The following is a 19,201-nucleotide window of genomic DNA, read 5'->3' as shown; positions in this document are numbered from 1 at the left end:
GTGCGCGATTCAACCGTTTGCACCGTTGCCCGTTGCTGGCTGTAAGAAAAGGATGCTCCTCTCGCTTTTTCGCGGAACGGCGCCTGCGTCGTTTCCCAGAAAGCACGAGACGGGATCTTGGCGACGGACGGATGCGTAACCGGCGGCGGGTTCCAATGGCCCGGGGCGACGAAGGCGGCAGATTTCGGCTTGCGGCGCGGTGACAGACTGAACAGCAGGCCGGCGAGGAGCGTGTTCGCGTGTGGAAATGGATTCTTGGGACCTTGCTCGTCATCGCCGTCGGAATTGGCGGCGCCGGCGTTTGGCTGGTCAAATCCGGTCAACTCGAAAAGATCCGCCAGAACTTCGATCCGTCGCTCAAGGCAACCTTTGTGAAGCTCGAAGTCGTCAAGCGGGGCGATCTCGTGCGCGTGGTCAGCGCGCCGGGTGTGATCGAGCCGCGCCAGAAAGTCGATATCTCCGCGCAGGTTTCGGCGCGCATCATCGCGATGCCTTATCGCGAGGGCAAGCGCGTGAAGCAAGGCGAAGTGATCGTTCGTCTCGACGCGGACGATCTGAGAGCCTCGCTCGAATCGGCGAAGGCGTCGCTCCTGAGCGAGGAAGCGCGGCTCGCGGGCGCCGATGCGTCGATGCAGAACATGACACAGGAACTCGGGCGCAAGCGCGAGCTCTGGGCGAGCAAAGACATCTCGAAGGCCGAACTGGATTCCGCCGAGGCGGAGTACACGCGGGCCCAGAGTCTGTACAACCAGGTTGTCCACTCGATCGCGATCGCGAAAGCGAACATCGAAAAGGCCCAGAAAAACCTGAGCTACACGGTCATCACCGCTCCGTTCGACGGCGTGGTGACCAGCGCACAGGCCGAAGTTGGGGAGCTCGTCGTCGTCGGCACGCTGAACAATGCGGGATCTGTGATCATGCAGGTCGCCGACCTCAACACGATGATCGTGAAAGCAAAGGTGGACGAGACCAACATCGCGCCGGTGCGGATCGGGCAGCGCGCCAAAGTGTACATCAACGCCTTCCCGAATCGGACTTTCGGCGGCGTGGTCGAAACGATCCAGCCCCTGCGCGTGGTGGACAGAGACGGAACCGCGTTTTTTCAGACCGAAATCAAACTGGAAGTGCCGGAGGATGTGTCGATTTACTCGGGCATGACGGCGAACGTCGATATCGAGGTCGAGACCTTTACCGACGTGATCAAGGTTCCGAGCCAGGCTGTCGTCGAGCGTCTCGTTGAAGAACTGCCGAAAGAGGCGATGCGCGACCCGTCGCTTGTTGACCGAAACAAGAAGTGGACGCGGGTCGTGTACGAATACAAAGAGGGCAAGTCGGTTGCGCAGCCCGTTCTCGTCGGGCCGAGCGACCTGACCGATACCGTGATTCTCAAGGGGCTCGATGACGGAAACAAGGTCGTCACCGGCCCGTTCAAGGTGCTGATCAGTCTGAAGTCGGATCAGAATCTGACGGACAAGGAGGATCGCCCGGCGGGAGCGCCTCAGGCCGGCGACGTGCGGACGACCAGCACGACTCCCTCAAAGACGGAAGAAAAGCCGGCGAAACCCGAGAAGGAAAAGCCAAAGGAAGCGTCGAAGGACGAGAAGCCCGCGGAGACCGCGGGCAAGGGCGGCGCGTCATCCGGCGCGCAGGCAACCGCGCCGGCGGGTAGTCGGTAGGGCGATAGCACTCGGCAGCGTTTTATGCTCGCGATCAAGATCCGCCAACTCGAAAAGACCTACCGCATCGGTACAGAGAAAGTCCACGCTTTGCGCGGCGTCGACCTCGACATCCAGCGCAACGAATTCGTTGCCATCATGGGTGCTTCGGGTTCGGGCAAGTCGACGCTGATGAACATCCTGGGTTGCCTGGATCGTCCGACCCGCGGGCAGTATGAACTGGCGGGAAAGCCGACCCACAAAATGAATGCGGCGCAGCTCGCCAAGGTGCGCAACGAAGAAATCGGCTTTGTCTTTCAGAGTTTCGAGCTGCTCAGCCGCGCCAACGCGGTCGCAAACGTCATGCTCCCGCTTCTTTATTCGACGCGGCATTGGTGGGGGGCGCGTTCGATGGCCAAGCGCACGCTCGAGCGCGTGGGCCTGGGCAACCGAATGGGGCACAAGCCCAACCAGATGTCGGGCGGGCAGCGCCAGCGCGTCGCGGTCGCCCGCGCGCTCGTCACAAACCCGAGCATCCTTCTCGCCGACGAACCGACGGGCAACCTCGACAGCAAGACGAGCGAAGAAATCATCGCGCTGTTCAAGCAACTCCACGACGAGGGACAGACGATCGTGATCGTGACGCACGAAGAAGATATCGCCGGACACGCCAAACGCATCATCCGGTTGCGGGACGGAAAGATCGTGTCCGATCATCCGACCGACGAGGATCCCATCCACCAGGATTACCTTCAGTCCGCGGCGGATTTCGCTGTGCGTGCCGCGGCCGCGGTGCCATCTGCGCAGGGCAATCGGTCGAGCTCGATCGGAGCGGGAGCCTGACCCATGTTCATCTTCCGACTCCTTTTTCAGACGGTTCTCATCGCCCTTGCTCAGATTTGGGCGAACAAGGTTCGCGCGCTTTTGACGACACTGGGCATCGTGATCGGCGTTGCCGCGGTGGTTTCGATCATTGCCGCGACCAAGGGCATGGAGAAGTTCGTTCTCGATCAATTCGCCACGATCGGCGCGAACAAAGTCTGGATTTTTCCGCGCATGCCCGACGGCCGGCGCGACCGCTACAGCTGGCGTCAGCTGCGAATCTCGACAAGGCAGGTTGACGGCATGCTCGCGGCCGCGCCGTCGCTGGCCCGGCTCACGCCCATCATGAATTTCACCGGCACGGTCCAATACGGCGACCGAGTGCGTGATCTTGTCACGGTCACCGGGATTCGTCCCGACTGGCACAAGATCGAGGATCGCTCGGTGACTGTCGGCCGCCCGTTCACGCAGACCGACGAGGACGGCAAGCTCCAGGTCTGCCTGATCAACGACAAGGGTGTCGCGGAACTCAATCTGAATTCGGATCCGACGAGCACGGTCATTCTGGTCGCCGGTCGGCGCTTCAAGATCGTCGGCGTCGTCGAGACCAAGGCCGTCTCTCCGATGTTCGGTGGCAATGAATCGCAGACAGAGATTTACATCCCGTTTGCGACCGGCGAGATGATGCGCCCCGAGCCGCGGATGTACGTCGTTGCGCAGAGCCGCGGCCCGGAGTTGACCGAAGACGTCAAGGCCGAAGTCACGACGTATATGCGCCGAGTCCGACAGATCCAGCCGGGTGATCCCAATACGTTCGGTGTGGAGGCGATCGATTCCGCGATCGAGCAGTTCAAGAAGGTCGCGACATTTCTTCAGGTGTTCGCCGCGGGGATCGTCGCGATCTCGCTCGTCGTCGGCGGCATCGGCATCATGAACATCATGCTCGTTTCGGTCAGCGAGCGGACCCGGGAGATCGGGCTGCGCAAGGCGGTGGGCGCGAAGCCGAGCGTGATCCTGACTCAGTTCCTGGTTGAGGCGATCACGCTTTGCCTGATGGGAGGAGCGATCGGGCTTGCGATCGGTCAGGGGTTGGTGTTCCTGTTGCGTTCGTTGCCCGGGCTGTCGTTGGGTGGCGCCATCATTCCCGGCTGGGCGATCACGCTCTCGGTCGGGTTCTGCGCCGCGACCGGGCTTGTCTTCGGCATGTTCCCCGCGATCAAGGCGGCTCGTCTGGACCCAATCGAGGCATTGCGGCATGAATAAGCGGGCTCGCGCACGAGGCGCGTCTTCCTATCCCGGGTCTTACTTCGTTCTTGGGTTCAGAATCGCGGCGCTCGCGGGTGCAGGGGCTGTGCTCTGTGCGTGCGAAGGAAATCCGTTCGCGAGCGAACCGGCCGATTTTGGGCGCGAGGTTGCGCTCGACCGGTTACGCCGGATCGATACAGCGAACCTCGACCGGTACGCCAAGCCGAACCCGAAGATTCCGACCGATGCGGCGGGCATGGTTGACAAGGAAGCCATCGAGCGCGCCCGCAAGCGATTCGAAGGGTTGAAGACGTATGACCTGACGATCGAAGAAGCGCGCGCCAGCACGCTCGCCAACAACTTGGACCTGCAGATCGCGCTGATGGACCCGGCGATCGCGCGCGAGACCGTGAGCCAGGAAGACGCGCGGTTCGAGAGCGCTTTTACGCTTCGGACGTTGTGGAGCGAACAGAATCAGCCGACCGGGCTCGATCTGCCGTTTATCGATCAGACCTACACGGGCACTCGCTTCATCGAGCCCGGCGTGACGATTCCCACGCGCACGGGTGAAACCATCAACGTGTCGTTTCTGCCGCAGCGGTTTGATTCGAACCCCAGCACCGGCGTCTTCAATCCGCAGTACACCAATGATCTCGCCTTTTCCGTCAGCCAGCCGCTGCTCCGGAATGCGGGCCGGCGTGCGAACACAGCCGCGCTCCGCGTCGCAAACTACAACCGTCAGGCGTCGGAAGCCTCGACCAAGCTGGAAGCGATCCGTCAGCTCGCGGCGATCGATCGTTCGTACTGGCGGCTTTACCAGGCGAAGAAGAATCTCGAAGTCGCGCAGCAGCAGTACGAGTTAGCGTCGGCGCAGCTCGACACCGCCCAGAACAAGGTCCGCGCCGGGTCGGTCGCGGAGATCGAGGCGATCCGTTCGCAAGCGGGAGTTTCTGATCGGCTCGACACGATCATCCGCGCGCAGAACGATGTGCTCACACAGCAGCGGGAACTCAAGCGGGTCATGAACATGCCGGGGCTTGATGTCGGTTCGCCGACGATGGTTGTGCCTTCGACGCCGCCGGATCTCGTGCTCTATGAGTTCAACCGCGATGATCTGACGAAGTTTGCCGTCGCGACGCGAATGGAAATGTTGGAACTGGAATTACGCCTTGCCGCGGACGCAGCCAACATTGATTTCCAGCAGAACCAGGCGCTGCCGCTGCTCTCGCTCGACTACACGTACAACGTGAATGGGCTCGGGGGCGTGCGCGGCACCGCGTTCCAGAACACGATGTCGTTCGAGCACGCGGACTGGTCGGTGGGTTTGTCGGCACAGATTCCTCTGGGCAATGAGGCGGCGCGTTCGGCGGTGCGCCGTGCGATTCTGACGCGCCTTCAGCGCTTGAGCACGCGCGAGGCACGCGAGTTGGCGATTCGCCAGGAAGTGTTGAATTCGATCGATTCGATCGAGGCGGCGTGGCAGCGGGTCATCGCTTCGCGACAGTCGGTCATTCTGAATACCCGCGCGCTGCAGGCCGAGCAGCGCCAGTTTGCGGTCGGTAGCAGCACGAGCGTGTTCGTGCTCGACGCAACAACGCGGCTGGCCGAAGCGCAGTTCAGTGAGATTTCCGCCATCACCGACTACGAGATCGCGCAGGTTGATCTGGCGTTCTCCACCGGGACGCTGCTCGGGCAGTCGCGGGTAGACCTGACCATTCCCGGCCGCCCCGATCCCGATCAGCCCGCGCCGCGCGAAGAAGTCGGGCGCGAAGGGCCCGCGCCGTATCTGCCGGGTCCGGGCATTCTCGAAATCTTCCGCAAGGGACGCGCGCCATCCGAGGAAACTCCGCCCGTACTTCCCGCGCCGACCGAACAGCCCGCGCCCGTTCCGTCCGGAACTCCGGTCGATCCGGGCAGGGCCGTGCCCGACCCTGTGCAACCGGTCGCGGACGGGTACGACAAGGCGAAGGCGCCCGCAGGGCCGTAACCGCTCAGTCGCAACCAAAGGCGTTGTACGCCGCGGCAAAGATTGAAAAATCCTGATCGTCCACGACTCCATCGGCGTTGAAATCCGCCGGGCAATCTGCCGGCTGGGCCGGATCATCGCACAACAGATAGTTGTACGACGAGGCGAACAACACGAAATCGGCGTCATCGACGACTCGGTCTGCGCTCAGGTCCGGCAGGCACAAAGTATTCGGCACGAGAGTCAGAATCGAGTTGGACGCGAACGGCCCTTCGAAATGCTGCGTGCGCTGCGCGATCGAGCCGCGCCGCGGCCAAAGGATTTCAATGGAGTCGATTTGGTTCGCATTCCCGATCCCGAAGTGCGCACGCGGATCCTCGGTCGCGCTGTAGCTGGAGCCCGCGACGATCTCGCGCACCTGCGTGCGTCCGCCCGCGGTCAATCGGACGACGGCACCCAGAGCGCTGCCATTGATTCCATTGCCGCCACGGAGGAGCACGTTGAACCAGTTGCCCGTGCCGGGAAGAGCGCCGGAAACATTGTGATAGATGCTCACGAAGTTGCCCGGATTGACGGTGACAATGTCTTCAAAGCCGTCGTTATCGAAGTCGATGCGTGCGCACTGCTGGCTGGCGAGCGAAGTGGTGTTCAGAGCCGCCCGCGCATTTGTCCACGTTCCGTTACCGTTGTTGCGGAACAGAAAGTCGACGTTCGCCGAGCTGAACGAACCTGCCTGATAGTTGTCGAGGAAGCCATCGTTGTTGGCGTCGATGAACGTTGTGCCCCATCCGAAGAAAGTCTGGAACGGAGTGACTTCGGTCAGGGTTCCGGCGCGGTTTTCGTAGTACGTTCCGACGACGGCGTCGGTGATCGCAAAGTCGATCCACCCGTCGCCGTTGAAATCTCCGGGTGCGATTCCCATCGGCGCTGGTCCGACATGGCGGAATCCCGATGCAACGGTCTGATCGTTCAGTCGTCGCTTTCCCGCTCCGGCGGATGAATTCTTCAGTGTCAGCGGCACGGTGTTGTTGAACAGAACCAAGCCATCTTCCCAGCCATCGTGGTCGTAGTCGGACCAGACCTGGGCGTAGGTGATCCCGCTGAACGTGGTCACGGGGACAAGGTCATTCCTCTTCGAGAAAGTTCCGTCTCCGTTGTTGCGAAGAAAGAGCAGTGCCTTTCCTCCGTATCCGCTGTTGGTGACCAGAAGATCGGCGAATCCGTCATGATCAAAGTCGACGGCAGAGGCCGAGGTCGGATTCGTGTCGGTCTGGCGCACGCCCGATGGGCTGCTGACATTGGTAAAGGTTCCATTCCCGTTGTTTCGATAGAGCAGCCCGCCGGTCAGGCCGGCGCCGGGTCCGATCTGATAGATATCGCTCCACCCGTCGTTGTTGTAATCGAAGACAACGACGCCGCCCGGGCCGCGCGCGGTCCCGTCCGCATCGCCGATGCCGCTCGCGACCGTGACGTCGACAAAGCGGCGCCCGCCGGGAGCGGACGGATCGGCGGCATTTCGGAAGAGCCGGTTCGGCGATCCGGCGTTGTCGGCGATGAAGAGGTCGTACCAGCCGTCGCGATCGAAGTCGATGACGCCGATCGAGCCTCGGATCGTTCCGAGCGTGATTTCGTTGCGGGCGGCGCGATCGACAAACGCGATACCTCCGATCGAGGTTTGACCTATGGCAGGTGCCGCTGCAACGCCGGAGCACATGGCGAGAATGCCGCAGTACGTTCTGGTGTTCAAGGAGTTGATCCCGACTCCGCAAATTGGCGCGAGGTCGTGCGGAGAGACGACGTTCGCGTGGCCGCCCGATGTGCGGCGCTCTTCACTGAGATGCCGGGCGAGCCCGGTGTGTGGTTCGAGTTGACAACCCGCCCGAATTTCAGGAAGTTTGCCGGTCCGCGTGATCGCGAAGCGCCCTCAGAATCCGGCGGATGGAAGCGGGCGGAATTCCCTGCCGAGTATTCGCCGCACCGATCGCGAACGCCAGCGTCCACTGTTCGGCGAGAATCCGCAAGCCTTGAGGCAGGCTGAGTGAAGGGTCGTAAATATTCGTTGATTCGGACAGCACGCCATTCAACTCGACGACGCGAAACTCCCGGCCGCGCGCGAACGCCCGCGGGCATGAATAGCGAATGTCGAAGCGACCGAAGAAGAAGCCGGGAGTCCGGCGCGCAATCGAATCGATCGCTTCTTCGAGCTCCGGCGTGATCAGATTCGCGCCGTCGAGAAACATCGTTCCGCGGCAGTGGTTGCCCCGGATCGACAGCGGCACGACTTCGTCCGCCGCAGGAACGGAGTCGGCGCGCTCACCGAGCTGTTCCAGCAAGGTGCGGGCTTGAAGCCGGAGACGAGGATGACTCCAGATCAGCGTCCGGAGGGTCGAGGCGCCGTCGCCCTGCACGCTGGGGAACTTCTTGTCTGTGATCGAGAAGATCCGCCCCTTTGTTTTGCCGGGGTGCCTGAAATAGAAGACGCCTGCCTCAAACGGACCGCGGTCGTAGGTTTGCGCGACGATACGGCCGGGATGCGATGCGAGGTATGCCGTGGCTTCCTCGCGATCGCGAACAAGCGCGACGCCCGTGCCACGTTCACCGACATCCGGTTTCAGAACCAGCGGATATTGCCAAACTCGCTCCGACATGACATCGTCGAGAGCGCGAAGCCGCGTCGAGCCGCGATGACCGTAACGTGGCGACAATTCCGGTTCGAGCACCGCGCTCGGCACGATCGCTTCAGGCGGAAGGCTTCGCAGGATGTCCCACTTGGATTCGCCGACCAGCCCCCCAAGAGGAATTCCAGGGTTCGCGGCGGTGAACGCGGTCAGACTCCGGTGCCGCAACACGAGACGCGCAAAGTGGGGAAGCAGAAGAACGTAAAGGACCCACCACGGCCAGAATTCCCGGCGAGTGAGACGAGACCAGCGGACCGACAATCGGGCAAGCAAGCCACCCGGTCGGTGTGCGGCGGCATCCGGCGCCGGCAATGCCAGGGGTTCAAGCCGTGCGGGCAACGTCGTCATGCAGTCGTCCGAGTGCGAGAGGAAGCAAAGATGCCGCGATCAGCGTTTGTTGTCGAACGCTCGGCGACCGTGTATCGCGCACGCACAACAGAAGAGGCCGCAGGTTGGTTGGAGAGCGAGCGATAGGTGAGACGCACGGAATCGGTGCCCACCTCCACGACCGATCGGCTGACGGTGCGTGCGTCGGGTCGCGACATTTCCACGCTGAGATGGCGACAGTCGGGCCACGAGTGACGGTGAAAAGCATCCTGAGCTTCGAACGCGGACAGGCCCGAAGTCATGATCTCAAGGAAAAGATCGCGGCGAGGCCACTCGACGAGGTGATCGCCCAGGCCCGAAGAAGTCGCGATGAAAGGCTGATCGAGCGAGCGGAACGATTGGACGGTAATCTGCAAACCGTCCGCCGCGGCAACGGCGATTCTCCCGGCTTCGACGGCGACCAGTCGAAACGGCGGATATTCTCGCGCATCGAGTTCGAGTAACGCGGACATCGCGCTCCGCACATCGCCCGCTCCGAGCAACTTCGGAATAATGTCGCCCCGGCTTCGCGTCCCGATCGGCTTGGGTCGGCGCTCAACGGGATTCGCGTTGAGCAACCCGAGCACGACACCGGCGCTGTTGACGCCGATCCAGGTGCCCTGCGAAGGTGGATCGATCGGAAGAATCGCGTCGTATGCGCCGAATCGACGGACGACGGGGGGCAGCGCTTCACAGCGACTTCGCTGTTCATCGCGGTTTACCACGACTCGAAACAGCGTCGAGGGGAGGGCGCCCGATCCCGGCACGATGGTCAGTGTGCACACGCGCTGTTTCCCTTCGCCGAGGCTGATTGATGGGCGAGTGTCGCGGGCGCGTAACCGAAAGAGCCCGGCAGCGAAACCCCGAGATCAACGGCCATTCCCTTGATCGTGGCGTTGTGATGGATTGTGTGCGAGAGCACAAAGGCGAGTTCGCGTCCGAGTGTCGAACGCAGATCGACCGGCGCACCGTCCTTGGTCGGAAGCAATCGGACCGTGAGCGGCAAGTCCAGAGACAGGCTTGCGACGTCGTCGATCTCGCGCCGAAGTCCGCGGATCTCTTCTCGCGCGGCGATGGGGTCGGTTTCGATTTCGGTTCCCCGCAGCCGCCTGTCATATTCGACGACGTCCCCCGAGACGCCGCGGACGAGGGCTCGAATGTGATCAAGACAATGGCGAACGTGCCCGCCGATCGTGCCCTTGAAGAAAGCATCGTCGGCGCGCCGCGTGTATTGCTCTGCGGTCAGCGCGGCAACTACACCGGCGAGCTCACGCAGAAGCTCAACGACCGGACCTGCGAGGGGGCCGGCGAAGTGAGAAGCGGGTGAAGCGGCGGAAGATCGGTTGTCACGGGTCAGGCCGATCATGCCGAGCGGACGCAACTGTGCCTGGGTGCTTTGGATTGCCGTCACGGAGAATGACTCCTTGATCAGAGGATGAACGGACCCCCTTGTGATGCCGGCTAAGCCGCTCTGTGGCACATCTCAAGCCTGGCTCAGAGCGGTCGGACTCCCCCCGAAGGAACCCGCAAACGCTTGATGCCAGCGAGGATTTCGAGCTCTCCGGTGACGGAAACCGGGTCGGCGACAAAGGGCCAGAATTCCGGTCCCAGCGGATCGCCCGTATCGGAGCAAAGCAGAACATGCTCGAACCGCGTCTGCGCGTCGCGGGTGACCAGAACCGGCGGAACGCCGCCCCGGATGCACAGCGTCGCACATGCTTTATGTGTTTTTCCCTCTCCGGGTTTCATCGCGCCCAAGTAGCACTTGGAATCGACGATCTCTCCCGTGATGGTGACGGTACCGAGGCGGGTCGGACGGGCGAGATTGATCGACTTGGTCGCGCTCTCGGGTTTCAGCGCGTCCGATCCGGGCTCGAGTTCAATCATCTGACGCCCATCGCGATCGAGCTTCCAACCGGAAATGTTGACCGCGGAGCCATCGGGGGGGAGTTCCCGGGCTGCGCCGTGTTTTCCCATTTCCACCAACAGAAAAACCGAAGGCGGTCCCCCGCTCGATTCAGATTGAACAAGCAGAGCGGGGTAGGGCGTTCGGACGATGAATCCGCGGAACTGCTGCGCGACTCCGTCATTCCAGCGTGCCGGGCCGGGATCGCGCTGCGTTCTCGCCGCGACGAGTCCGACCGCGATCACGCCCGCAACAAGCAACGGCGCGATCACCTTGAAGAACGTCCGGAGAGGGGCCGGCACCGGTAGATACCCGACATAAAACGGCTGATCGTTTGTTGTCGTGGGTACTTCCTCAGGCACGGACCACCTCCGGCGCTCCGAGTGAGTCTTCCGAGGCAACGGGGGCGGGTTCGATGGGAGTTCCCGGCGGAAGCGGCATGGCGTTCACTTCGATTCGACCGCGAACGACGCGGACCTGATAGGTGGCGATCTTCTCCGTAAACGGTGGGGGGGAGCATCCGTCACCGGGCTTGTACTGCCATCCGTGCCACGGACACGTAATGCAGCCGTCGATGACTTTTCCTTCGGAGAGCGGTCCACCCTGGTGTGCGCAAACGTTGGTCACGGCGGAAATGCCGCCATCATGCCGAAAGACCGCGATGCGCTCCCCTCCGGGTGTACACACATTGCGTGCGCGATTTGCGGGAATGCCCGTGACAGGACCCGCATCAACCCATGTCTCGTCTGATTCGATGCTTGTTTGAACGCCGACATCGCCCCGCCGTTCTTTCTCTGCCGCGGCGATATGCAGCCCGCAAACCAGGGCCGCGCCGCAAGCCATCAGGGCGGGAGCGAGCATGCCGCGATCGGTCTGCAACGCGCCGAGCGCAACATGCCCGACGAGAAGCGCATACGCGACATACACCAGCATGTGAAGCCGCTTCCAGCTTCGGCTCGAAAGATTGCGCAGCCAGAAGTCATGACTCGTGGCTGCCATGAAGAACATGATGATCAGGGCGCAGAGGCCGAGCCACTCGAAAGGGAACGCCTCGATCGATGAAACGCGAGTGCTGCTGGTGAGGAGTGAAAGTGCCGGATTCACAACACCGAAACCGTGGTAATAACCGACGGCGATCGACGCGTGCGCGAGGGCGATCAGGAATGTCAGAACTCCAAGGTGCCGCCGGTTGTAGAGAACCGGGAGAAAACGCGGATCGAGTCTCGCAAGAGGGCCGATGCACAGGATTACATGAAACAGGACGATCGCGCACGAACCGAGCGCGCGCATGATGAGGATTTCGTCCGAGACCTGGTGCGGCGATCTCCAAAGAAACTTCCCCACGGCGACGAAACCGAGCACGTAAAGCGCTGCAGCGCCGCACGCGATCGTGTCGTACACGCGCTTGTGCGCACTCCATTGAACCGCGCGATACCCGACGCTCATCGGCGCGTCTCCGGAGTTGGAGTTTGGCTATCCAGAACACGGACTGCGCGTCTGTGTGCAACGATCGCGAGAACGAGCAGCAGAGCCAACGCCGGAGTGATCAGGATCCATGCCGCGCGATGCATCCGCCGAAGATCGCGTGTCATGGATGCTCTCCCCCCCGAGGGCGGGCGTTTGCGAACTTCACGAGTACCCAGGGCCAGAGTGCCGCGGCACCCGGCCAGATGATCAGCCGGAAGCCGAGCGATACATGGGCCGTTGCCTGATCGATTCGGGCGATGCCGGCGAAAACGAACCAGCCGCCGATTGCGATTCCGATTCCGGCGTATGCCGCGGCAAGGATGAGGATGATGGTTGCGACCGACTCGGACATCGATTGCTTCGATGCCGCAGAATCGGGTTGATCTCAACGGCTGGAGGTTGCGCCGAATGTTTCGAGCCGGATCCGGTAGAGACCCGTTCGGGCGGTCATGTAAAGAGAACGGCCGTCATCGTCGCCAAAAGCAAAATTTGCGGGTAGTTCCGGAATCGAGATGGTTCCCAGGTGCTCGCCTGCTGGCGAAATGATCCAGATGCCGCCGGGACCGGAGACAAACACATTCCCACCATGATCGACTTTGAGCCCATCCAGCGCGATTTCGCCGGGGACGGAAGTCATGTCGAAAAAGGTGGTTTGATTCACAAGTTCACCGGAAGGGGTGACCTCATACCGGAGCACAACCTTGCGCGATTCCTCCCAGTTGTCAACGTAGAGGAAGCGTTCGTCGGGGCTGAATGCCAGTCCATTGGGAGCCTTGAGCTCGCGCGACGCGAGCCGGAGCTGTCCGTTGTAAACGCAGTAGACACCTGAGTAGGCCAACTCCTTCCGAGAATCATCGAAAGCCTTGGGCAGCCCGAACGGGGGATCGGTGAAAAAGAGCGTTCCGTCGGAGCGGTAGATCAGATCATTCGGGCTGTTCAATCGCTTGCCGCCGTCTTGGTCGGCGAGCACCGTAATCGTGCCGTTGGGTTCGAGGCGCGTCACTCTCCGGTTGCCGTGCTCGCAGATCGTGAGGCGGCCTTGAGGATCGAGCGCGAGTCCGTTGGACCCCGGCTGAAAATACTCGCTGATTTCGGCTCCAGCTTCGCCCGTGTAACCGCTCGAAGCGCGGAAGATCGAAACCCGGCCCGACTGCGGGTCGTATCGGTGGATCACGTTCTGATTCGGATCACTGAAGAGCAGATAGCCGCCGTTGCCGCCGCCGCCATAGCGGAACTCTGAAGCGCGTGGAACCCACACCGGTCCTTCAGTAAAGGCGAATCCGTCGGCGAGCAGCTCCGCCTGAGTGTTCGGAGCCAGAATCGCATCGAGCGCCGTGGTCTTGCGTGTAATTCTGGTTTCGACCGGCCGAGCACCGGCGAGTCTGCCGGGTTTGTAAAAGCCCAGGGTGGCGCTACGGATCCAGATGTAGTTGGAGGGCGGTGCCGAGAGCGGCGCGTTTGCAACGAAAACAGCGATCTCGTGCTTGGAGCCGGGGCGAGCATTCGCATCGACGACCACGCGGTTCGGCGCGTTCCATCCGCTGCCAAGTCCGTTGCTTGATGAACCAAGCACCGGTGTAAGCACGCCATCGACCCAGATTTCTGAATAGTCGTCCGCCGTGATGTCGAACACGATCATGTCGCCGCTCACGCCGCGGCCGCGAACTGTTTCGGGCACGGTCAGACTCAGGCGATACCAACCGAACGCGAGTTTGCCCGCGGTTTTTCGCGCTTCGAGTTGATTCGGTTCGACCTGAATCCACGGAGCGTTGTCGAAACTGTCGGTGCCGGGCCGGGGTGAGACATTTCGCGTGGGCGTCGATATACCAGTCGGCTTGTTGTCAGGTCCGGCCAGGCGATTCGTGTCTTCGACAATCGCCGCGTCGAGATAGCGCCACTGCGCACCGACAAGTTGCGCCGCCGAGACCGACCGAAGATCGATGATTGAGTCCGGAACCGGCGGCGATTGGCGAGACGCCGCAAGAACAGTTTGGCCGACTGGGCTGGTGCAGAATGCAACGGCGATCGAGAGAAGAGCGAAGCGATTCATGAGTGTCTCCGGAAGCGGGGTCGATCGCGGGGCTTGCGATCCCGTGTTGGTTGACGGCAATACCTTGAGAGCTGAGGCGAGAAACATGGATCAGTTGCAGCGCAGGTGCGAAAGGCTCGGCCAGTTTTGCTCGGCCTTTGTGTAGTTCCCGCTGGTGTCCTGATTGAAGAGCCGGTAGGCCTCGTCGGTGTGCTGAAGAACCAGCTTGCCATCGACGAGTTGGTAGATTTCAGGATTTACAGGAGAGACTTTGTTGATCGATGCCGCGTAGCCGCAGAATCCGCCGAACTCAGGAACGTACTTTGTCGGCTCCTTCTCGAACATGTTCTTGTTGTCCGCGCTGACGAAGTAATAGGTCGCACCGGCGAAAGTGCGTGCGAGTGCGGGGTCGCCTTTCACGGGCTTTGGCTGCGTGAAATATGTCACCGGGTCGAACCCGTCGAGAGCGAGGCCGCTCGAATCGACGTTGACAAGCGAACGTGGCGCGGTCCCATTTCGATCCACAATGCCGGGCCAGTTCTTGTCAGCTTTCACGAGGTTGCTCGCCGGGTCCTGATGCCAGAGATCCCACGCCTTCTTGTTGTGCTGCAAGAGCAAGCGCCCATTCACAACCTCCCAGTACGTTGGATCGATTGGAGAAATCGCGTCGATCGATGCGGCGTACGCGCAGTAACCTCCGAACTGCGGGGCATATTTGTCCGGAGCAGCATCGAACGCCTGTTTGTGTTGTGCGGATGCGAAGTAATAGACCGCGCTTTCGTACGTTGATCGGATGGATTCGTCACCCTTTACCGCCTTCGCGTCGGTGAAATAGGCGACCGGGTCGTAGCCTTGGATTGCAAGTCCCTCCGAATCCAGATTGAGAAGCACCTTTGTGTCCTTCGTCGTCGCGTCGGCAACGCCGACGCAGCGTCCCGGTCCGGATTGACATCCTGCGAGCGAGGCCGCGATCCCGAGCATGAGGCCGGCGACAAGGCAGAGTGAACGAGCGCGTGTGGTAATCATGTGGAAGTCTCGATGTTTTTTGGCGTGAGTGTGAAGCGAATCGCGATTACTTTGCAGCTGAGGTTGCGCCGGAGGATGCGACAGCAGCGGCGCCGGCGAGAGCGATTTCTTCGTCTTCGCCTTGTGAATGCGCCCCGCTGACGCCGATCGCGCCGATGATGGCTCCGTCGCGCTCGATCGGAATGCCGCCCTGCAGCGGTGTCATCGCATTGACTCCAACAAGCGCGGTTCGGCCCTTGTTGATCGATTCCTCAAAGGCGCGAGTCGGCTTCTTGAAGAGCGCGGCAGTCCTGGCTTTTCCGATCGAAACTTCCGCGCCCGCCGCGAATGTGCCGTCGACCCGCTGAAACGCGATGAGGTTGCCCCCGTCGTCGACGACCGCGATCGCGCCGCCGGCGTTGCGTTTGCGGGCTTCGTTGATCGCCGCCTCGAGAACGCGATTGGCGCCCTCGAGCGTCAGCACGGGCTTGAGCGAAACTGAGCTGCCGGCCGGGCTATCCGCCTCGCAGCACGCGTATTCGGCGGCGCCCATGCCGCCGACCGCGGCCAAAGCGATCGGAAGAGCGAGCAGCGAAAGTGCGAGCGACTTGTTCATGGTTATCCCCTGTTGTGCGCGGATCGATCGCGCCGCGCATCCACCGGGATGCGTTATCGCCGCGAACGCTTCACGCGGAACTCATTTGTTGACGAACGTGCTCTTCCGATGCCCACGGGGCGCGGAACGTGTCACGCGCCTATCGAAGGCCGAGCACTTTTCCGAGCACAACAATGCGCTCTTTGAGGCTCTGCGTGGGCGGATCAGATGCGTTGTGATGGAGCACGACCATCGTCGCGTCATCATCAAGTGTCGGTGCGCCGGTGCGGCGAGCAATCTCCGCGAGCACGAGCGTCCGGAATTGCGAAGGATCGGACGCATCAACCGAGTTGATCACATCCAGCAAGCCGTCTTCACCCCAGGGCTTGCCGTCCGAGCCGGACGCTTCCAGGAATGCGTCGGAGTAGAGCGCAAGCAAATCGCCTCTTTCAAGCTGCACCGCGAACTGTTCGTAGCCGGTCGGATGGATGATGCCCAGGGGTAGGTTTGTCGCTCCGAACTTGCCCGCCGATGCAGAAGCGAGCGTTCCTTCGCACGTTCCATCGAGAAACCGCCACTTGCCTGTGCGAATCGACCGATGCAGCGGCCGGGGATGCCCGGCGTTGCAAATGACCGCGTGATCGGTGGGCGAGAAGTACGTAACGAGAACGGCGGTCGCGAATCGCCCGGCATCACTGGCGAATTTCTTGTTCAGTGCTCGCGCGAATTTCCGCTGATCCGCTGTGTTTATATAGCGGCGCATCAGATCGCGCAGCGATGCCGCCGAGGCGGCCACCACGCTCCCGTGGCCGGCAACATCCGCCAGGACGAACCGCGTGATCATTCCCGCGGCACAGTTCGAAACGTAGTAGATATCGCCGCCCTGCGCGTCGCCGACGTGCGGCGTGCACCCGACAAAGACGTCGTTCCCCGGAACAGAAACTTCTCCGACGAAGCCGTCGTGCCCGCCCCAGACTTCCATGCAGGCGATCCGGCGCGCATCGACTTGCTCTGCTTGATTGATCACGAGACCATGTTCCGACGCGTCGCTTTGATGGCTTTCAAGAGACCCTCGGGTGCTGAACCGCGCGCCGAGTCATCGCTCGGCTCGAGCGCCGCCCGTCCGAGTACGATCGTCTTGCGATACGCGTCCAGATAGTTCACGCACGAAGGACAAACCGCAAGGTGTCGCTCGAATTCCCGAAGCTGTTCCGCCGGAAGCCGACTCTCAAGGTAGTCCGAAATGAAATCGATCAGCTCGCGGCATGTGATGTAATCGGATTGAGACACGAATCTTCCTTGAATGGCGTGCGAACCGAGACCCCCGGGGCTTTGATGCCGCCCGAAATCCCCATGCGTCACTCGTTTCGGGGAAAACTTCGCGAAATTCTGATTTTCTTTGCAAGGCGCGCGAAGACGCGCCCCGCAAGACACATCCGGAAACACGCGGCATCGCACTGCTGCCGCATCGGCTGACGGGCACACCGCCCAGCGTCCGGCGCGAGGAGACCATCATGAAAGCTGTCGCAGTTTTCCCGCGCGAGCGGGCTGTTCGTGTCATCGACGCACCGGAACCCCGAATCACAGCACCCGATCAGGTCAAGCTCCGCACGCTCGAAGTAGGAGTCTGCGGCACCGACCGGGAGATCTGCGGCTTCCACTACGGATTCCCGCCCTCCGGCAGCGACCACCTCATCATCGGGCACGAAGCGCTCGGTGAGGTGATTGAAGTCGGCGCGAAAGTGACCGGATTCAAGAAGGGGGATCTTGCAGTCCTCACGGTTCGGCGCCCGTGCAACCGGCCGGAATGTCCCTCCTGTCAGGAGGGGCGGCAGGATTTTTGCTATACGGGCGCTTTCACCGAGCGCGGCATCAAGCAGCAGCACGGATACATGACCGAGTACGTCGTTGATTCCGAGCGCTTTCTCCTCCAGATCCCCAAGGCGCTCCGCGAATTTGCCGTGCTCGTCGAGCCGCTCACAATCGCCGAGAAAGCGCTCATCGAGGTCTGGCAGGTTCAGCAGCGCCTTCCGTGGTCGTGTCCTCAGGGAGGCAAGAAAAAGCCCGGACATTGCCACCACGCTCTGGTCCTGGGTGCCGGTCCGATCGGCCTTCTCGGCGCGATGGCGTTTGCCAACGCCGGGTTTTCGACGTTCGTCTACAGCCGGGAAGACGAGAAGAGCAGCAAAGCCGAGCTTGTCCGCTCGTTCGGCGCAACATACATCTCAGCGCAGGTCACTCCGGTCGACAAGCTTGTCGATCGCATCGGCACCATCGACGTCGTCTATGAAGCGGCCGGTGCATCCAAGCTGTCATTCGAAGTTCTCAAGCACGTCGGCCACAATGCGGCGTTTGTATTCACCGGCGTCCCGGGGCTGAAGGGCGCATCCGAAGTCGATACCGACCTCATCATGCGCAACATGGTGCTGAAGAATCAGGTCCTTCTCGGCACCGTGAACGCCGGAAAAGATGCGTTCGAAAACGCCATCAAGGACCTCAAGGATTTCAAGAAGAAGTGGCCCGAGGCGCTCCGTGCACTCATCACCGGACGCTACAAACTGAGTGAAGCAACGACTCCGCTGCTCTCGACTGATGGCATCAAGAACGTCATCTCCTTCGGATGACCGAGATGCTTTTGCACTGGAAGGCATACTGCATCGAGGCGTCGCTCCTCGGCGCCTTCATGTTTACGGCGTGCGCCGCGGTCGTGCTCTTTCACCACCCCGGTTCTCCGGTTACTGGCGCGATCAATTCCGACTTTCGAAAGCGCCTCGCGATCGGCGTCCTGATGGGGCTGACCGCGATCGCGCTGATCTACTCGCCGCTCGGGCAATTGTCCGGCGCGCACATGAACCCTGGCACCACGCTCACGTTCTTTCTACTTGGCAAGGTCGAACCCTCCGATGCCGCGTGCTACATCTGCTTCCAGGCCTTGGGCGGGATCATCGGTGTTGCCGCGGCACGGCTTCTTTTTAGCCATCACGTCGCACACGAGCATGTGCGCTATGCCTCAACTCTGCCCGGCAAACACGGGCTCGCCGTCGCGTTTGCCGCGGAATTCATCATCTCGTGCATGCTCATGACCGTGGTGCTGTGGACGAGTAACTTTACTCGGACTGCCGCGTACACCGGAATCTTCGCCGGAATCCTTGTCGCATCTTTCATCGCGATTGAGGCTCCCTTATCCGGCATGAGCATGAATCCGGCGCGCACGCTTGCATCCGCGGTCTGGTCCCGCGAGTACCGTGGCCTCTGGCTCTACTTCACCGCGCCGCCGCTCGGGATGCTTCTCGCCGCGGGTGTGTACGTCGCCCTCCGCGGCACCGACGCCGTCTACTGCGCCAAGCTCCATCATCCGCACGAGGGCATCTGCATCTTTCACTGCAATATCGATCGCATGCCCGGCTGGACCGCGACACCACATTGATCCCGCGGCATCGCATGCGCATCTTTTTCACGCGCGAGCA

Annotated in this window: 19 protein-coding genes; 6 read left to right on the top strand and 13 right to left on the bottom strand. The window is 61.6% G+C overall.

The window, feature by feature from the left end:
- Positions 1-239: 239 nt before the first annotated feature.
- The 4 genes from KF691_15645 to KF691_15630 are packed head-to-tail and all read left to right on the top strand — an operon-like array spanning position 240 to position 5,709.
- A complete protein-coding gene (locus KF691_15645) occupies positions 240-1,676 on the top strand; it encodes an efflux RND transporter periplasmic adaptor subunit (protein ID MBX3390882.1) in 1,437 nt (478 codons plus the stop codon).
- 24 nt (positions 1,677-1,700) lie between these two features.
- Complete coding sequence (locus KF691_15640; GenBank protein MBX3390881.1) at positions 1,701-2,498, top strand: ABC transporter ATP-binding protein; 798 nt, start codon at positions 1,701-1,703, stop codon at positions 2,496-2,498.
- Between the two features lie 3 nt (positions 2,499-2,501).
- The gene (locus KF691_15635) at positions 2,502-3,740 is read left to right on the top strand and encodes an ABC transporter permease (GenBank protein MBX3390880.1); all 1,239 of its coding nucleotides are present in this window, start codon (positions 2,502-2,504) and stop codon (positions 3,738-3,740) included.
- Positions 3,733-5,709 (top strand): TolC family protein, encoded by a 1,977-nt coding sequence (locus KF691_15630; GenBank protein ID MBX3390879.1) that lies wholly within the window; start codon positions 3,733-3,735, stop codon positions 5,707-5,709. The genes KF691_15635 and KF691_15630 overlap by 8 nt, the downstream gene beginning before the upstream one ends.
- A gap of 4 nt (positions 5,710-5,713) precedes the next feature.
- On the opposite strand, the gene KF691_15625 is transcribed toward KF691_15630, so the two are convergent.
- From KF691_15625 to KF691_15565, 13 genes are all read right to left on the bottom strand, one after another.
- The gene (locus KF691_15625; GenBank protein ID MBX3390878.1) at positions 5,714-7,435 is read right to left on the bottom strand and encodes a VCBS repeat-containing protein; all 1,722 of its coding nucleotides are present in this window, start codon (positions 7,433-7,435) and stop codon (positions 5,714-5,716) included.
- A 139-nt stretch (positions 7,436-7,574) separates the two neighbouring features.
- Entirely contained in the window at positions 7,575-8,714 is a 1,140-nt protein-coding gene (locus tag KF691_15620) for a hypothetical protein (GenBank protein MBX3390877.1), read from the bottom strand.
- Positions 8,711-9,517 carry an NRDE family protein gene (locus KF691_15615; GenBank protein MBX3390876.1) on the bottom strand — a complete coding sequence of 269 codons (807 nt, stop codon included), beginning with the start codon at positions 9,515-9,517 and terminating at the stop codon, positions 8,711-8,713. The genes KF691_15620 and KF691_15615 overlap by 4 nt, the downstream gene beginning before the upstream one ends.
- Positions 9,505-10,143, bottom strand: a complete 639-nt coding sequence (locus tag KF691_15610; GenBank protein MBX3390875.1) for a DinB family protein — start codon at positions 10,141-10,143, stop codon at positions 9,505-9,507. The genes KF691_15615 and KF691_15610 overlap by 13 nt, the downstream gene beginning before the upstream one ends.
- Positions 10,144-10,226: 83 nt before the next feature.
- Positions 10,227-11,000: a hypothetical protein gene (locus tag KF691_15605; protein MBX3390874.1), complete on the bottom strand. Its 774-nt coding sequence runs from the start codon at positions 10,998-11,000 to the stop codon at positions 10,227-10,229.
- Positions 10,993-12,084: a ferric reductase-like transmembrane domain-containing protein gene (locus KF691_15600; GenBank protein ID MBX3390873.1), complete on the bottom strand. Its 1,092-nt coding sequence runs from the start codon at positions 12,082-12,084 to the stop codon at positions 10,993-10,995. The genes KF691_15605 and KF691_15600 overlap by 8 nt, the downstream gene beginning before the upstream one ends.
- Positions 12,081-12,230 carry a hypothetical protein gene (locus KF691_15595; protein ID MBX3390872.1) on the bottom strand — a complete coding sequence of 50 codons (150 nt, stop codon included), beginning with the start codon at positions 12,228-12,230 and terminating at the stop codon, positions 12,081-12,083. The genes KF691_15600 and KF691_15595 overlap by 4 nt, the downstream gene beginning before the upstream one ends.
- Positions 12,227-12,457: a hypothetical protein gene (locus tag KF691_15590; protein ID MBX3390871.1), complete on the bottom strand. Its 231-nt coding sequence runs from the start codon at positions 12,455-12,457 to the stop codon at positions 12,227-12,229. The genes KF691_15595 and KF691_15590 overlap by 4 nt, the downstream gene beginning before the upstream one ends.
- A 33-nt stretch (positions 12,458-12,490) precedes the next feature.
- Positions 12,491-14,155, bottom strand: a complete 1,665-nt coding sequence (locus KF691_15585) for an SMP-30/gluconolactonase/LRE family protein (protein ID MBX3390870.1) — start codon at positions 14,153-14,155, stop codon at positions 12,491-12,493.
- A 90-nt stretch (positions 14,156-14,245) separates the two neighbouring features.
- A complete protein-coding gene (locus KF691_15580) occupies positions 14,246-15,160 on the bottom strand; it encodes a hypothetical protein (protein ID MBX3390869.1) in 915 nt (304 codons plus the stop codon).
- Between the two features lie 46 nt (positions 15,161-15,206).
- Positions 15,207-15,755 carry a heme-binding protein gene (locus KF691_15575; protein ID MBX3390868.1) on the bottom strand — a complete coding sequence of 183 codons (549 nt, stop codon included), beginning with the start codon at positions 15,753-15,755 and terminating at the stop codon, positions 15,207-15,209.
- A gap of 139 nt (positions 15,756-15,894) precedes the next feature.
- A complete protein-coding gene (locus tag KF691_15570; GenBank protein ID MBX3390867.1) occupies positions 15,895-16,761 on the bottom strand; it encodes a serine/threonine-protein phosphatase in 867 nt (288 codons plus the stop codon).
- Complete coding sequence (locus KF691_15565; GenBank protein MBX3390866.1) at positions 16,758-17,024, bottom strand: zf-HC2 domain-containing protein; 267 nt, start codon at positions 17,022-17,024, stop codon at positions 16,758-16,760. Before KF691_15565 ends, KF691_15570 begins: the two co-directional genes overlap by 4 nt.
- A gap of 224 nt (positions 17,025-17,248) precedes the next feature.
- Between KF691_15565 and KF691_15560 the strand changes: the two genes are divergently transcribed.
- Both KF691_15560 and KF691_15555 read left to right on the top strand, forming a co-directional pair.
- Positions 17,249-18,358, top strand: coding sequence for a glucose 1-dehydrogenase (locus KF691_15560; protein ID MBX3390865.1), 1,110 nt, complete (start codon positions 17,249-17,251; stop codon positions 18,356-18,358).
- A complete protein-coding gene (locus KF691_15555; protein ID MBX3390864.1) occupies positions 18,355-19,161 on the top strand; it encodes an aquaporin in 807 nt (268 codons plus the stop codon). The genes KF691_15560 and KF691_15555 overlap by 4 nt, the downstream gene beginning before the upstream one ends.
- Positions 19,162-19,201: the final 40 nt, after the last annotated feature.

The sequence above is a fragment of the Phycisphaeraceae bacterium genome, from assembly GCA_019636555.1.
Classification (GTDB): domain Bacteria; phylum Planctomycetota; class Phycisphaerae; order Phycisphaerales; family UBA1924; genus JAFEBO01.
Note: the sequence above shows the minus strand (reverse complement) of the source record. Positions and strands in the feature narration are given on the sequence as shown.

Excerpts from the sequence above, each read along its gene's own strand:
- KF691_15635 (MBX3390880.1), top strand. The coding sequence starts at position 2,502 with ATGTTCATCTTCCGACTCCTTTTTCAGACGGTTCTCATCGCCCTTGCT.
- KF691_15575 (MBX3390868.1), bottom strand. The coding sequence starts at position 15,755 with ATGAACAAGTCGCTCGCACTTTCGCTGCTCGCTCTTCCGATCGCTTTG.
- KF691_15585 (MBX3390870.1), bottom strand. The coding sequence starts at position 14,155 with ATGAATCGCTTCGCTCTTCTCTCGATCGCCGTTGCATTCTGCACCAGC.
- KF691_15580 (MBX3390869.1), bottom strand. The coding sequence starts at position 15,160 with ATGATTACCACACGCGCTCGTTCACTCTGCCTTGTCGCCGGCCTCATG.
- KF691_15600 (MBX3390873.1), bottom strand. The coding sequence starts at position 12,084 with ATGAGCGTCGGGTATCGCGCGGTTCAATGGAGTGCGCACAAGCGCGTG.
- KF691_15595 (MBX3390872.1), bottom strand. The coding sequence starts at position 12,230 with ATGACACGCGATCTTCGGCGGATGCATCGCGCGGCATGGATCCTGATC.
- KF691_15560 (MBX3390865.1), top strand. The coding sequence starts at position 17,249 with ATGAAAGCTGTCGCAGTTTTCCCGCGCGAGCGGGCTGTTCGTGTCATC.
- KF691_15640 (MBX3390881.1), top strand. The coding sequence starts at position 1,701 with ATGCTCGCGATCAAGATCCGCCAACTCGAAAAGACCTACCGCATCGGT.
- KF691_15590 (MBX3390871.1), bottom strand. The coding sequence starts at position 12,457 with ATGTCCGAGTCGGTCGCAACCATCATCCTCATCCTTGCCGCGGCATAC.
- KF691_15630 (MBX3390879.1), top strand. The coding sequence starts at position 3,733 with ATGAATAAGCGGGCTCGCGCACGAGGCGCGTCTTCCTATCCCGGGTCT.
- KF691_15555 (MBX3390864.1), top strand. The coding sequence starts at position 18,355 with ATGACCGAGATGCTTTTGCACTGGAAGGCATACTGCATCGAGGCGTCG.
- KF691_15620 (MBX3390877.1), bottom strand. The coding sequence starts at position 8,714 with ATGACGACGTTGCCCGCACGGCTTGAACCCCTGGCATTGCCGGCGCCG.